Origin of the sequence: Paraburkholderia phymatum STM815 (genome assembly GCF_000020045.1) — a bacterium.
Taxonomy (GTDB): domain Bacteria; phylum Pseudomonadota; class Gammaproteobacteria; order Burkholderiales; family Burkholderiaceae; genus Paraburkholderia; species Paraburkholderia phymatum.
This window is the reverse complement of sequence record NC_010623.1, coordinates 1463248-1477809: the sequence shown is the minus strand read 5'-3', so window position 1 is coordinate 1477809 and position 14562 is coordinate 1463248. Positions and strand designations below refer to the sequence as shown.

The 14562-nt window shown below is 64.7% G+C and carries 14 protein-coding genes; 7 read left to right on the top strand and 7 right to left on the bottom strand.

Translation table 11 applies throughout. The annotated features are described in order from the left end of the window. Nucleotides 1-16: 16 nt before the first annotated feature. Together BPHY_RS22315 and BPHY_RS22310 are read right to left on the bottom strand one after the other, a co-directional pair. On the bottom strand, nucleotides 17-1525 hold the full coding sequence (locus BPHY_RS22315; protein WP_012403723.1) for an MFS transporter: 1509 nt from the start codon (nucleotides 1523-1525) through the stop codon (nucleotides 17-19). A 145-nt stretch (nucleotides 1526-1670) separates the two neighbouring features. After that, entirely contained in the window at nucleotides 1671-2360 is a 690-nt protein-coding gene (locus BPHY_RS22310) for a FadR/GntR family transcriptional regulator (protein ID WP_012403722.1), read from the bottom strand. A gap of 310 nt (nucleotides 2361-2670) precedes the next feature. Between BPHY_RS22310 and BPHY_RS22305 the strand changes: the two genes are divergently transcribed. From BPHY_RS22305 to BPHY_RS41850, 7 genes are all read left to right on the top strand, one after another. After that, nucleotides 2671-3147 (top strand): universal stress protein, encoded by a 477-nt coding sequence (locus BPHY_RS22305; protein ID WP_012403721.1) that lies wholly within the window; start codon nucleotides 2671-2673, stop codon nucleotides 3145-3147. 147 nt (nucleotides 3148-3294) lie between these two features. After that, a complete protein-coding gene (fnr, locus tag BPHY_RS22300; RefSeq protein ID WP_083775883.1) occupies nucleotides 3295-4065 on the top strand; it encodes a fumarate/nitrate reduction transcriptional regulator Fnr in 771 nt (256 codons plus the stop codon). Between the two features lie 150 nt (nucleotides 4066-4215). Beyond that, the gene (locus BPHY_RS22295; RefSeq protein ID WP_012403719.1) at nucleotides 4216-5508 is read left to right on the top strand and encodes an SUMF1/EgtB/PvdO family nonheme iron enzyme; all 1293 of its coding nucleotides are present in this window, start codon (nucleotides 4216-4218) and stop codon (nucleotides 5506-5508) included. 117 nt (nucleotides 5509-5625) lie between these two features. Beyond that, complete coding sequence (locus BPHY_RS22290) at nucleotides 5626-6501, top strand: LysR family transcriptional regulator (protein WP_012403718.1); 876 nt, start codon at nucleotides 5626-5628, stop codon at nucleotides 6499-6501. Nucleotides 6502-6629: 128 nt separating this feature from the next. After that, on the top strand, nucleotides 6630-7646 hold the full coding sequence (locus BPHY_RS22285; RefSeq protein ID WP_012403717.1) for a succinylglutamate desuccinylase/aspartoacylase family protein: 1017 nt from the start codon (nucleotides 6630-6632) through the stop codon (nucleotides 7644-7646). 36 nt (nucleotides 7647-7682) lie between these two features. Continuing rightward, nucleotides 7683-9044 carry an MFS transporter gene (locus BPHY_RS22280; RefSeq protein WP_012403716.1) on the top strand — a complete coding sequence of 454 codons (1362 nt, stop codon included), beginning with the start codon at nucleotides 7683-7685 and terminating at the stop codon, nucleotides 9042-9044. Nucleotides 9045-9070: 26 nt separating this feature from the next. Then, nucleotides 9071-9214: a hypothetical protein gene (locus BPHY_RS41850; protein WP_157686665.1), complete on the top strand. Its 144-nt coding sequence runs from the start codon at nucleotides 9071-9073 to the stop codon at nucleotides 9212-9214. A gap of 78 nt (nucleotides 9215-9292) precedes the next feature. Here BPHY_RS41850 and denD read toward each other — a convergent pair whose 3' ends face one another. From denD to otnK, 5 genes are all read right to left on the bottom strand, one after another. Continuing rightward, a complete protein-coding gene (denD, locus tag BPHY_RS22275; protein WP_012403715.1) occupies nucleotides 9293-10282 on the bottom strand; it encodes a D-erythronate dehydrogenase in 990 nt (329 codons plus the stop codon). 44 nt (nucleotides 10283-10326) lie between these two features. Further along, complete coding sequence (gene otnI / locus BPHY_RS22270; protein WP_012403714.1) at nucleotides 10327-11115, bottom strand: 2-oxo-tetronate isomerase; 789 nt, start codon at nucleotides 11113-11115, stop codon at nucleotides 10327-10329. A 24-nt stretch (nucleotides 11116-11139) separates the two neighbouring features. Next, nucleotides 11140-12477, bottom strand: coding sequence for an MFS transporter (locus tag BPHY_RS22265; protein WP_012403713.1), 1338 nt, complete (start codon nucleotides 12475-12477; stop codon nucleotides 11140-11142). 99 nt (nucleotides 12478-12576) lie between these two features. After that, nucleotides 12577-13233 carry a 3-oxo-tetronate 4-phosphate decarboxylase gene (otnC, locus tag BPHY_RS22260; protein ID WP_012403712.1) on the bottom strand — a complete coding sequence of 219 codons (657 nt, stop codon included), beginning with the start codon at nucleotides 13231-13233 and terminating at the stop codon, nucleotides 12577-12579. After that, on the bottom strand, nucleotides 13230-14549 hold the full coding sequence (gene otnK / locus BPHY_RS22255; protein WP_012403711.1) for a 3-oxo-tetronate kinase: 1320 nt from the start codon (nucleotides 14547-14549) through the stop codon (nucleotides 13230-13232). Before otnK ends, otnC begins: the two co-directional genes overlap by 4 nt. Nucleotides 14550-14562 lie beyond the last annotated feature (13 nt).

Sequence of the window (14562 nt, the reverse complement as noted above, 5' to 3'; positions counted from 1 at the left end):
GGCATCGCGCGGCGCTTCAATGGCGCCGGAACGTGATATGCGATATCCGGCGCACGATGAGCGCCGCCGCCAGCGCCGCGCAGCCGGTCAACACGACACCGATGTGAATCGACTGCACGAGCACGTGACGCGCGGCGTCGAGGAGCGCCGGACCGTCCAGGCCCGCGCGCTTCAGTTCGGTCAACAGCGAGTCGCGCAGACTCTGGTCCACCAGAATGCGCGGATCGGCGAGCTTGGGCCGCCACGTCGCTGAAACGGACTCGCCGAGCACGCGCAGCGATTCCTCGACCCCCGACGCGTAGCGCCGGTTCACGATCGTCGCGACGACGCTAGTGCCGAGCATGCCGCCCACCATGCGCGTCGACTGGAGCAGCGCGGTCGTGATCCCGAAGCGCTCGCGACCGGCGATCTCCTGCCCGAACACGTTCAGGTTGTTGAGAATGAAGCCGAGGCCAATACCGACGGCCGCCATCGACAGTTCGAGATACAGATGCGGCGTCGCGGGCGTCGCAAGCGCGAGGCCGACCGACGCCGCGACGAGCAGGCTGAAGCCGATCGTCAGGATCGCGGTCGGCCGCGGCATATGAATGACGATGCGCGTGTTGATCAGGCTGCCGAGCGCGATGCAGGCGGCAATCGGCGTCGCGAGCAGTCCGGCCTGCTGCGGCGACAGTCCGAAACCTCCCTGCAGTAGCAGCGGTGCGAAAAAGATCAGCGAAAACATCACGAAGCCCGACAGCACCGACAGCGTAAAAAGCGTAACGAGCTGCGGGTCCTTGAACAGGTCGAGCGGCACGATGGGATGCGTCGCGCGCCGCTCACAGACGAGCAGCGCCGCCGCGCCGACCGCCACCAGCGCGGCGAGTATCAGGTTGGCCGTCGTCAAACCGTCTTTCGGCACGGCTTCGATGAAGGTCTGCAAGCCGCCGAGCACCAGCGCGACGAGCGCCGCGCCCGCCCAGTCGATGCGCACGTCGCCCGTACGCTCGCGCCGATAGTACGGCAGATGCGCCCAGATGAAGTACAGCGCGAGCGCGCCGACGGGCAGATTGACGAGAAACGTCGAGCGCCAGCCGAAGTGCTGGCTTAGCCAGCCGCCAAGCGACGGCCCTGCCGCCGTACCGATCCCGTATGCAGCTGCCAGCACGACCTGCCAGCGCACGCGCGCGCGCGGATCGGGAAAAAGATCGGGGATCGACGCGAACGCCGTGCCGACCATCATGCCGCCGCCGACACCCTGCAAGCCGCGCGCGAACACCAGGAACGGCATACTGCTCGCGAGGCCGCACAACGCGGACGCGAGGGTAAAGACGATCACAGCGGTGATCACGAAATACTTGCGGCCGAAGTAGTCGCCGAGCCGCCCGAAGACGGGCACCGTGACGACGGAAGCAAGCAGATACGCGCTCGCGATCCACGCGTAATACTCGAAACCATGCAGTTCGACGACGATCGACGGCAACGCCGTGCTAACCACCGTCTGGTCGAGCGCGACCAGCATGTTGACCAGACCGATGCCGAGCATGGCCAGGAGTGCGTCGCGAAAAGGCAGAGGACGGGAAGGATTCACTTCTTTGCGAGACGGCGCGCGGCGCACCGCATTGTCAGATGAGGGAAAAACGAACGGAGCCGCGAATGAAACGACGCGGCCGGCTAGGCGGGAGCAAACGTCAGGAGCCGAACATCCGGTCGCGCGCGTGCTCCAGATGCAGACGCATGGCCTGCCCGGCAGCCGCCGCGTCTTTCCGGCGGATCGCCTCCAGCACGGCCAGATGCTCGGCCTGCACGAGCCGCTGGCGTTCGAGCGTCTTCACCAGCGACAGGTTGCGCGACAGATTCATGCTGAAGACGATCTGCTCTTCAATGAAAGACATCATCGTGATGAAGAACTGGTTCTTCGACGCGCGCGCGATGGCAAGGTGGAACGCAAAGTCGTCCTTCGCGCCGATGCCTTGGGTTTCGATGATGCGCTCCAGTTCGTCCCACGCGTGCTGGATCGCGGCGATATCGTCGGCCTCCGCCATCTGTGCGGCCAGCTCGGCCGCGCCCGATTCCGTCACGATCCGGAAGTCGTAGCAGCGGCGAATGTCGGACAGCGTTTCGAGCGGCGCGAAGCGGCGCACGTCCGGGTCGGGACGGCGCGCGACGGTCGTGCCGGAACCGTGCCGCGTGACGATAATGCCGTCCGCGCGCAGCCGCGCAAGCGCCTCGCGCACCGTGGGCCGCGACGTCTCGAAACGCTCGGCGAGCGCATGCTCGGTCGGCAAACGCTCGCCTTCCTTGTACTCGCCTTCGAGAATGCGGTTGAGGATGTCGCCGTAGATCTTGTCCGGCAGACCGGTCGGTTTGCGCTCGTTCATCGTCGAGAAAAGCGGCTTGTCAGAATAGATTTGAATTGTAAGGCAAATAATCCGGGCTACAAGGCGAAATCGCGACCGTTTCCGCTCCGAAACGCCGATTCGCGCGCGTGCCGCCAGTATGAACAACCTCGCACCCAACAGCAAAATTTGACAAATCGCTGGTTGACATCTGGGCGGTTGCCGACGAAAACCCGCTATCTCCGGCAATCATTTAAGCTGCAAGCGCAGTCCGGACGAATTACCGCTCATCACCGGCGGCCCGCACGGGCGGAACAAGGCGGCGCACCGCTCTCCACGGCACGGAGGTTTCATGTATAACCGCATCCTCGTTGCAGTCGATGGCAGCAATACGTCGCGCCGCGCGTTCGACGGCGCCCTGAACATGGCCAGCAAGCTTGGTGCGACGCTGCGCGCGTTCTACGCGGTCGAAAACACGCCGATGTATTTCGACGCACCGGGCTACGACCCGTCCGTTCTGCGCAACCGGCTCGTCGAGCAGGGCAAGGAACTCACGGCGGAGATGTCGGCGGCGATGCGCGAGCGCGGCGTGTCGGGCGATATCGCAGTGGGCGAAGCGTCCTCGCTCGACGACGTGCCGACGCTCGTGCTGCGCGCCGCCGCCGAGTTCAACGCCGATCTGATCGTGATGGGCACGCACGGCCGGCGCGGCATGCAGCGGCTGATTCTTGGCAGCGTGGCCGAGCGCTGCGTGCGGCAGTCGACGCTGCCCGTGCTGCTGATTCCGTCCGCGGCAGGCGGCGATGGGGCAGACGAGCCGAAGTCCTGAGCGATCCACAGGTCCAAACGGCGCACCTGAGCGAAGGATGACGTCGCTCAACCGCATCTTTCGGGAGGACGCGTCATTTTGTCACCCGGTTGCGCGCGCATCGAGTGGGACAATCGGTTATCACCTCTTCTACCGCCGGTTGGTACCATGCTCAATCCCACCGCTGTTGCTCCCGTTCGCGGCGCCCGCCGCACGCCGGTCTCGTCCACACAGCGCAGCACCGCGCGCTGTTCGTCGTGCGCGATGCGTCATCTGTGTATGCCGCAAGGCGTCGCCGCCAATGAAATGCCGCAACTCGAAGCGCTCATCTGCTCGGCGCGCGCGGTGCGTCGCGGCGAGTCGCTCTATCGCGCGGGCGATTCGTTCGACAATCTGTACGCTGTGCGCTCGGGATCGCTGAAGACGGTGATGGCCCATCGCGATGGCCGCGAACAGGTTACGGGGCTGCGGCTCGCGGGCGAAGCGCTGGGGCTCGACGGCATCAGCAGCGACCAGCACGCGTGCAGCGCGGTGGCGCTCGAAGACAGCTCGGTGTGCATCATCCCTTACGCAGCGCTCAAGCATCTGTGCCGCGAAATCAGTTCGATGCAGGATCGGCTCCACAAGCTGATGGGCGAGCAGATCGTCCGCGAAGCCGGCCAGATGATGGTGCTGGGCTCGCTGAACGCCGACGAGCGCGTCGCGGCATTCCTGCTCGACATCTCTGAACGCAACGCGCAGCGCGGCTATTCATCCGCGGAATTCAATCTGCGGATGACGCGCGAAGACATGGGCAGCTATCTCGGCATGACGCTCGAAACCGTAAGTCGTACCCTGTCAAGATTTCAAAAGCGCGGGCTGATCGACGCGCAAGGCCGCTTCATTCACATCGTCGATCCCGACGGCTTGCGCCAGGTCGGCGCGGCTACGAACGCCTGATTCTCCCTAGCTCTCACCGGTTCTCACGCGCGGCGTCGCATCATGCGACGCCAATAGGCACACGCCTGGCACGTCTCCTGCGGCTGCGGTACAGTTTAAAATTGTCCCGTTCCATGCAAGAAGCTTGCAGCCTTACGAGGAGACCGGCGAATGAATCGCGACCCTGCTCCGCACCACCCGCTGGTTCAACGGCTCATCGACGCACGCCGCGTCAGCGACGCCCTGTTCTCGGTCGTCAAACCCGAATACCTCTATGAACGGCCGATCCGGGAACGTCACAGGATCGTCTTCTACATCGGCCATCTCGAAGCCTTCGACCGCAATCTCTTCGACGAGCGGCTCTGTCCGCTGCCCGCGTTCGCGCCAGAACTCGACCAGCTTTTCGCGTTCGGCATCGATCCCGTCGACGGCGGCTTTCCGACGGATCAACCGTCCGACTGGCCATCGCTCGACGCCGTGCACGACTATGCAAACAAAGCGCGCAAGCAGATCGACGAACGTCTCGCCGAATTCGAATTCGGCAGCGGCGGCATGTCCACGGGCTCACCCGATCAGCTGATGCACGTGGCCATCGAGCACCGGCTGATGCACGCGGAAACGCTGGCGTACATGCTTCATCAACTGCCGCTCGAAATGAAGGCCGCGCCGCAGGACGCGGCACCGAAAGCGGCGTCCGCGCGCAATGTCGAATGCTCGCCGATGGTGCGCGTATCCGCAGGCGAGGCGGTGCTCGGCATGAAGAGGGAAGACGGGCGTTTCGGTTGGGACAACGAATTCGGCGAGCAACGGGTGCAGGTGGAAGCGTTCGAGATCGATCGCTATATGGTGACGAATGCGCAGTTCCGGGCGTTCATCGACGCAGGCGGCTACGGAAATCGCGCGTACTGGAACGACAAGGATTGGGCGTGGAAGGAAGCGGAGGGCGTCGCGCATCCCGTCTCGTGGTCGCAAGACGCTGATGGCAAGTGGATGTTGCGCACGATGTTCAACGACATCCCGCTGCCGCCCGACTGGCCTGTCTACGTGAGCCACGCCGAAGCATCCGCGTACGCGCATTGGGCCGGCAAGACGCTGCCCACGGAAGCGCAATGGCAGCGCGCCGCGCACGGCGTGCCGCACGCGCCATCGGGCAACTACGATTTCCGCAGCTGGGATCCGCAAGCCGTCGATGCCACGCCGGACAACGTCAGCACGTTCGGCGTCGAAGGTCAGTATGGCAATGGCTGGGAATGGACATCGTCGCTCTTCGAAGCGCTGCCGGGCTTCGTTGCGTTTCCGTTTTATCCCGGCTACTCGGCCAACTTCTTCGATGGCCAGCATTACGTGCTGAAGGGCGGCTCGGCGCGCACTGCGCAATGCATGCTGCGGCCGACGTTCCGCAATTGGTTTCAGCCGCGGTATCAGCATGTGTACGCGGGCTTCCGGTGCATGCGGGCGCTCTGACGAAGCTGCAATCAGACGAAAGTCCTACGAAGCGTTCGCCGCATGCGGCCCAGGCGGCGAACGCTTCGCTTTAACCGCACAGCACGTAGACCACCCACCCGAACGCCGCTTCCCCGTATGGAACTTCGGCACCTTCGCTATTTCATCGCTGTCGCCGAACTGCACAGCGTGCGAGCCGCATCCGAACAATTGCACGTGACGCAACCGGCAATCTCGCGTCAGATCCAGGACCTCGAAGACACGATCGGCGCAGCGCTGTTCGAACGCACGCCGCGAGGGCTGAAGCTCACGGCGGCGGGCGTCGCGTATCTGCCGGAAGCGCGCGAGATCCTCGCGCGCGTCGATGCCGCGAACCGCCTCGCGCGCCGCATTGCATCGGGCGTGCGAGGTCATCTGCGCATCGGCTTCGTCGAGAACGCCGCGTGGAGCGGCATCGTCTCTCACGCATTGAGCGCATTCGAACAGGCGGCGCCTGACGTCGCGCTCGAACTTCAGCCGATGAACACGCCCGAGCAGTTCGACGCGCTCGCCGCCGGACGGCTCGACGGCGGCTTCTGCTATCGGGTGGGCGCGCTGCCCGAAGGCATTGCAGGCGTGCCCGTACTCGAACAGAACGTCGTGCTGGCCGTGCCGGACACATGGCCGCTCGGCGACGCAGGCTCCGTTGCAGCGGCCGCTCTGGCGGGCAAGCCGTTCATCGCCTTTCCTCGCAATGTGTACCCCGCCTATTACGACCGCCTGCTTTCCGCGTGCGCCGAACGCGGCCTCACGCTCGATATCCGCCAGGAAGCATCGACGGAAACGGCGATCCTGTCTCTGGTTTCGGCAGGCGTGGGCGCCGCGATCGTCAACGCCGCGAATCGCGACCGGCCGCCCGCGCGGGTGCGCTTTGCCGAGTTGCAGGATCTGTCGGTGCCGCTGCCGCTCGAATTCTGTTACGTCGCGCACGAGACGAACCCCGCGCTGAAACACTTCATCGAGCAGTTGAAATAGCCGCGATCCGCAGAGATACCGATGCCTGCAAGGCATATGCTGCCGCAGAAAACGGCATTGGCCGGACGTTTTATCGTCGGCGATAGTAAAGACAACGAGGCGCTGCCTCGCTCTTTACGGATCGCGCCATGCCTCATCTTCCATCGCTCATCGCCACCGACGTCGACTTCGAACGCACCGGCTTCCAGACAGGCACGCTGCGGCTGCCGTGGTCGCACGACCGCTCCGCATATGGCCACATTCCCATTCCGCTCGCCGTGCTCAACGCCGGCGCGGGCACGGGCCGCACCGTACTGCTGACGGGCGGCAATCACGGCGACGAATACGAAGGCCCCGTCGCGCTATTCAAGCTGATGCAGCGGCTGGCTTCGATGTCGATACGCGGCCGCCTCATCGTGATTCCCGCGCTTAACTTTCCCGCGTTCGTGAACGGCACGCGCACGTCGCCGATCGACGGCGGCAATCTCAACCGCCTCTTTCCCGGCGCGCGTAATGGACAGCCCACCGAGATGATCGCGCACTACGTCGAAACCGAACTGCTGCCGCGCGCCGATGTCGTGATCGATCTCCACGCGGGCGGCGCATCGTTCGAACATGCGCCGACACTGCTCGCGTCGCCGCCCGCGCAGGGCGAACGCCGCGCGCTATATGGCGATCTGGTGCGCGCGTTCGGCGCGCCGAACACGATGATCATGAATCTGCTCGGCGAAGACCGCACCTTCGCCGCTGCGGCAGAGCGGCACGGCAAGCTCTTCCTATGCGGCGAGTTCGGCGGCCATGCGGGCTGCGATGCGGCGAATCTCGCGATCGTCGAAAGCGGCTTGCAGCGCGTGCTGCACCGGCTCGGCATCTTGCACGACGCGCCGCTCCGTCCTGCGCCCGCAACCCGGTACTTTCGCGTCGAAGGCGCGCATCACTATGTCTATGCGCCGCATGCGGGCGTGTTCGAGCCGGCGTTCGCACTCGGCGATCAGGTTCGCGAGGGCCAACTGGCGGGCCGTCTGTTCGATCCGCATCGTCCGTGGCAAGCGCCCGTCGAGATTGCATTTCGCGGCAACGGCACGGTCATGTGCCTGCGCACGTTCGCACGCGCCGAACCGGGAGACTGCCTCGCGCTGCTCGCAGCAGAATCGAGCGCCGATTGACGCACCGCATGTCCCGACTCATCTCACGGAGACCGTATGAGCGCTCATCCTTCCTTGGCGCAGCAAACCGGTGAAGCCGCACAGACGACCGCTTACGACAGCGTGCGGCATCCCGTCTACATCGTGCTGCTGTTCTTCATCTGCTTTGCGTTCTCGTATCTGGACCGGCAGATCGTCAGCATCCTCGTTCAACCGATCAAGCAGTCGCTGACGCTCACGGACACGCAAATCGGCCTGCTGCAGGGTTTCTCGTTCACGATGTGCTACGCGACGGCGGGTGTGTTCGTCGCGCGCCTCGTGGATCGAACGAACCGCGTCAGGCTGATCGCAGCGTGCATCGCGATATGGGCGATCTCGACCACGCTGTGCGGCTTCGCGACGAACTTCTTCGAACTGCTGCTCGCCCGCGCGGGCACGGCCGTCGCCGAGGCAGCACTGAGCCCCGCTGCGCTGTCGATCTTCAGCGACCTCTTCGCGCCGCGTCGCGTCGCACGCGCCAGCAGCGTCTTCATGCTTGGGCCGTACGTGGGCGGCGGTGTTGCGCTATTCGGCGGCGGCATGCTGTTGTCGGCGACCGCGAACGGCCACGGCAACGCATGGCTTGCTGCGCACGGCATCGCGCCGTGGCAAGCCATCTTCGTGGTCGTCGGCCTGCCGGGCCTGGTGCTGGCCGCACTGGTGGCATTCACGCTTCGCGAGCCCGCACGCCTCGAAGCGTCCACCCATGCCATGCGCGCCCACGACGACATGCCATCGCTGCGCGATGTCATGCGTGAGCTGTTCGTGCGCAACCGCTTCTGTCTGCCTTATTTCGCAGCATACGTCGCATTGATCACGCTGTTCTATTCGCACGCCGCGTGGTTTCCAACGCTGCTGATGCGCCACTTCCATCTCGCGCCGCAGACGGTCGGGCAGATGGCTGCGCCGGCGTACATGATCGGCGGGATACTCGGCGTCGGTTGTGCAGGCATGCTCGCGGCGCGCGTCACCGACGACAGTACACTTCGCAAGGTGCTGGCGTTTTCGGCATGCGCTGTCGCGTTGCTGGTACCCGCCGCAATCGCGATGCCGCTCGTCGGCGACAGCGCCGTCGCGATCGTGCTTTACGGCATCTGCGCGTTCACGGCGAGCATCGCAATGGGACTCGCGCCCGTGCCCTTGCAGATCGCCGTGCCGAACCGCATGCGCGGCCGTTCGCTCGCGCTGCTCGTGTTCATGACGAACGCGATCAGCGGCGGCGTGGGCCCGCTGTCGGTCGGCTATTTGAACGAGCGCCTCGGGCAGACAGACTCGAGTCTCGGCGCCGCGCTCGCGCTGGTCGGCGGCGCATCGGCGCTGGTCAGTGCGGCGCTGTATGGGATCGCGACGCGGCGCGTATCGTCTGCGGTCGACGTTTGAAGCAAACCAGCGAAATGCAGGTCACCATGAAAGACACGCCCCTCGTACATCGCATTGGCGCGCCCACCATCACCCGCGTCGACGAAACCGCGTTCGCGCTCGCGCTCGCGCAGCCGGTGAGACGAACCAGCAGGAGTATCGCGCTGCGCCGCACGACGTCCCCTCGATGATGGATGGACCGTCCGATCATAAGAGCGGGCGCACGCGCGCAACAGGAGCGAACGCACGGTCCCGTTGAAAACGACGCATCAGTGCTGCGGAATCTTCCCGCCCAGTTCGTCGTCGATAAATGCGCGGACGATGTCCGCGAACGACGCGTCGCCCTGCAACCCGAGCTGCTTCGCACGCGTGACGTCCCACCGCGCAGGCCAGCTGCCGACGATCTTCTCGACGCGCTCGTCCGCCTTCCATTCGATCCGCGCCGCGACGGCGTCGCCGGCCACTTCGCGGAGCGCAGCGATCATCTCGTCGACGGTTACCGACACGCCCGGCAGATTGATCGTGCGCTTGTTGCCGAGCGCAGCACTGTCGATCTCGCATCCCGCGATGAGGCATTCGATCGCCTTGCGCGGCGACAGCAGCCACAGACGCATCGAGCCGTTCACGGGACACACGGACGGTTCGCCATTGAGCGGCTCGCGTATGATGCCGCTCGCGAACGACGACGCCGCCGCATTCGGTTTGCCGGGACGCACGCTGATAGTCGGCAGGCGCAGCACACGGCCGTCGACGAAACCGCGCCGCGCATAATCGTTAAGCAGCAGTTCAGCGATCGCCTTCTGCGCGCCGTACGACGACTGCGGATTCAATGCGGTTTCATCGCGCACGGTATCGGGCAAGTCGCCGCCATACACGGCGACGGAACTCGTGAACACGACGCGCGGCCGATGCCCGCGCGCCCGGCAGACATCGAGCAGCAGCCGCGACGCATCGAGATTGATGCGCATGCCCAGCTCGAAGTCAGCTTCCGCCTGGCCGCTGACGATCGCCGCCAGATGGAAGATCGCCGCCGTCTTCTCGTCGATCAGACGTTCGAGCACGCTGCGTTCGGCAATATCGCCCACTTCGACGCGCACGCGTTCATCGTGCGGACCGGGTGCCGCGACGACGTCGAGCAACACCAGTTCGGTAATCGGTTGGCGCTGTCCGTGCGCGCCCTTCAGTTCGCCACGCGCGAGCAGCTCGCGCGCAAGCCGCTGGCCGAGAAATCCTGCGCCACCGGTGATCAGTACTTTCATGTTTCCATGTTCCTCAGTGTGTCTGTCGATTGCGCCGTCGATGACTAGCCGCGCACGTTCACGTACGGCCGGATCCATCCGAGACCTTCGGACGTGCCCGCACGCGGGCGGTATTCGCAACCGAGCCAGCCGTCGTAGCCAAGCTCGTCGATCAGCGCGAACAGATACGGATAGTTCACTTCGCCGATATCGGGTTCGTGCCGCTCGGGCACGCCCGCGATCTGGATATGGCCGATACCCTTCATGTCGCGCTTGAGCTTCACCGCGAGATCGCCTTCGACGATCTGGCAGTGGTACAGGTCGAACTGCACCTTCAGATTCGCGGCGCCGACTTCCGCACAGATCGCCTGCGCGTCGTCTTGCCGGTTCAGAAAGAAGCCGGGAATGTCGCGCGTATTGATCGGCTCGATGACGACGGTGATCCCTTCTGCGCGTGCGGTTTGCGCGGCATACGCGAGGTTCTTCAGATAGACGTCGCGATGTGCGGCGCGCGATTGCTCGGGCTTGATCAGTCCCGCCATCACATGCAGCTTGTCGTTGCCGAGCACGCGCGCATACTCGAGCGCCGTGTCGACACCGCGGCGAAACTCGTCTTCACGGCCCGGCAACGACGCGATGCCGCGCTCGCCCGCCCCCCAGTCGCCCGGCGGCGCATTGAAGAGCGCCTGCGTGAGACCGTGTTCCGTCAGACGCGACTTCAGGTCTGCGGCAGGAAAGTCATAAGGGAACAAGAATTCCACGGCCTGGAAGCCGTCGCGCGCAGCGGCGGCGAAACGATCGAGGAACGCGTGTTCGTTGTACATCATGCTCAGATTGGCGGCGAAGCGAGGCATCGAAGCAACTCCTTAAATACGCGTTTAGCGGTTCACGAGCCGCGCGGGCGTCAGCCATACGGCAAGCGCGCCGATCACGAGCATCGCGGCGAGTACGTACATGCCGGACTGCGTGCTATGCGTGAGATCTTTAAGATAGCCGATCATGTACGGACTCGCGAAGCCCGCCAGATTGCCGATCGAATTGATGATCGCGATGCCTGCGGCCGCCGTTGCGCCCGACATGAACGCCGTCGGCAGCGACCAGAAGAGCGGCGCACAGGTCAGCACGCCCGCTGCGGCAATCGACAGAAACGCGATCGATACGGCCGTGTTGTCCGCGAACGATGCCGCGACGCTGAAGCCGACGGCGCCCGCCAGCGCGGGCCCGATGAGATGCCAGCGGCGCTCGCGGCGCTTGTCCGCGCTGTGCCCCATCACGTTCATCACGACGATGGCGACGAGAAACGGAATCGCGCTCAGCAGTCCGATCTCGAGCGCGCCCTTCACACCCGTCGATTTGATGAGCGTGGGCATCCAGAACGTGAGCCCGTACTGGCCCGTGACGAACGCAAAGTAGATCAGCGACATCCACCACGTACGCGGATCGCGGAACACGGCGCCCAGCGAATGCGACTGCGTCTTTTCTTGCGGCTGCGCGGCGATTTCGTCGGCGAGCAGTTTCTTCTCGCGCGCCGTCAGCCATTTGGCGGCGGCGATGCCGTTGTCGAGATACAGGATCGTCGCAATGCCGATGGCGATCGCGGGCACCGCTTCGATCACGAACATCCATTGCCAGCCGGCCAAACCGTGATGCGCATCGAAGGTCTGCATGATCCAGCCTGACAGCGGATTGCCGAAGATGCCCGAAACGGGAATCGCCGACATGAACACCGCAATGATTTTCGCGCGGCGATGCGACGGAAACCAGTAGGTCAGGTACAGAATCACGCCCGGATAGAAGCCCGCTTCGGCAAGACCGAGCAGAAAGCGCAGCGCATAGAACTGCATCGGCGTCTGCACGAACACGAACAGTGCGGACATCACGCCCCACGTGATCATGATCCGCGCGATCCAGATGCGCGCGCCCAGTTTGTGCATCAGGATGTTGCTCGGCAGTTCGAACAGGAAGTACCCGACAAAGAACACACCCGCGCCGAGGCCGAACACGGTCTCGCTGAACGCAAGATCTTGCGACATCTGCAGCTTGGCAAAGCCGACGTTGACTCGGTCCAGATACGCGACCACATAGCACAGCATCAAGAACGGCACGATGCGCCAGAACACCTTGCCGTAGGTGCGTTCGATTTCGGCCGCGCCGGGTTGCCCGGCCACGTCGGCAGCGGATGCCGGACGGGCGGATGTCGCCTGATAGCTTGTCATGCATTGTCTCCTTCGAATGGCGCCGGTTGTGGAACATCCGTTTCATGTCGGACGGTCCTCCGGCTTTTTGCCTGGGTGGTTAAACGGATAGCGGACGGCTTACCAGCGTGCGCCGAACACGGTGCGCAATTCGTCGAGTGCGGCTTCGTCGAGGGGAGCAGGACGAGGGTTGGTCATCAGCCACAAGCGCGCCGTCTCTTCGAGTTCCTCGATCACGTACGAAGCCTGTGACACCGAACGCTCCCACACGACGGGTCCGAGCCGTTCGAGCAGCACACCGCGCACGCTGTCGGCGAGCGATGCGATCTGTTGCGCGACCTGCGGATCGCCGGGACGCTTGTAGCGAATCAGCGGAATGTGCCCGACCTTCATAACGAAGTACGGCGTGATGGGCGGCAGAACGTCGGCTTCATTCCAGACGCCCGCCAGCGTCAGCGCGACGAGGTGCGTTGAATGCGTATGCACGATGCCGCGCGCTTCGCGGTTGCGTTCGTAGACGCCGCGATGAAGCGCGAGCGTCTTCGACGGCTTGCCGCCCGAGACCGCGTTGCCGTCGAGATCGACCTTCGCGATCTGCGCGGGATCAAGCCGCCCGAGGCATGCGTCCGTCGGCGTGATCAGCCAGCCGTCGTCGAGCCGCGCGCTGATGTTGCCCGCGCTGCCGACGGTGTAGCCGCGCTCATACAGACTCGCGCCCGTCACGCAGATTTCTTCGCGGACTTTCGCTTCGCTGCTCGTGTGGACGGCGAGCGTCATTGCGTGCCTCCGTCGAGATGACGCAGCGCCTTCTCCAGGAAATCGACGGCCCCGAAATTGCCAGACTTGAGTGCGAGCGCGAGCGGCTCCGCACCAATGGTCGCGGTGGCAGGGACGCCGGGATCGATCTGCTTGCCGATGCGCAGCATTCGTACATCGAGCGCCTGCACGACCGCGCCCGACGTCTCGCCGCCCGCTACGACGAATTTGCGCACGCCCATCTGATGCAGCCCGCGCGCAATTGCAGCCAGCGTGCGTTCGACGAGTTCCCCGGCTTGCGCGACGCCGAGTTCGCGCTGCGTCGCCTTCACTTCGTCCGGCGATGCCGTTGCGTAGATCAGCACCGGTTGCTTCTCGCGTGCGTTCATATGCTCGCGCGCAAAGGAGAGCGCCTGTTCGACGACCGGCTCGCCGCGCGCCGCTGCCAATGGATCGATGCGGAACGCGGGCCGCGTTTCGCGCCACGCGGCCACCTGCGCATTGGTTGCCTTCGATGCGCTGCCCGCCAGCACCGCCGACGCGCCTTCGATGCGCGGCAACTCGCCTGCGTCGGCTGCTGCATCGCCGAGCAAACCGGCGCGACGGAAATTGGCCGGCAAGCCAAGCGCGACGCCAGAGCCGCCCGTGATCAACGGCAAGTCCGCGCACGCTTCGCCGAGCGTGTAGAGATCGGCATCCGACACGGCATCGGCGATCGCCATGCGCACGCCGTCGTGACGCAATGCATCGATCGACGCGCGCACGGCTTCGGCTCCGCGCGCAACCGCGTCGTAACGCACGAGACCGACGGTCGAGCGCGTCTGCCGTTGCAGCACGCGCACGAGGTTAGCGTCCGTCATCGGCGTAAGCGGATGATGCTCCATGCCCGACTCGTTCAACAGCACATCGCCGACGAACAGATGCCCGCGATAGATCGTGCGCCCGTTCTCCGGAAACGCCGGACAGGCGATCGTGAAGGGCGTGCCGCCGCCGATCGGCGACAGCGCATCGAGCAGCGCATCGGCAACGGGGCCGATGTTGCCCTTGTCGGTCGAATCGAAGGTCGAACAGTACTTGAAGAAAAACTGGCGGCAGCCTTGCGCACGCAGCCATTCGAGCGCTGCGAGCGATTGCGCGACGGCATCGGCTGCGTCGATGGTGCGCGACTTTAGCGCAACCACCAGCGCGTCGGCTTCAACACGCGTGTCGGCAGCAGGCACGCCGATGGTCTGAACGGTGCGCATGCCGCCGCGCACCAGCATGTTCGCGAGATCCGTCGCGCCCGTGAAGTCGTCGGCAATACAACCGAGCAGGGGCTTACTGGCAGAGGTCGTCATGTCGTCGCGGTCC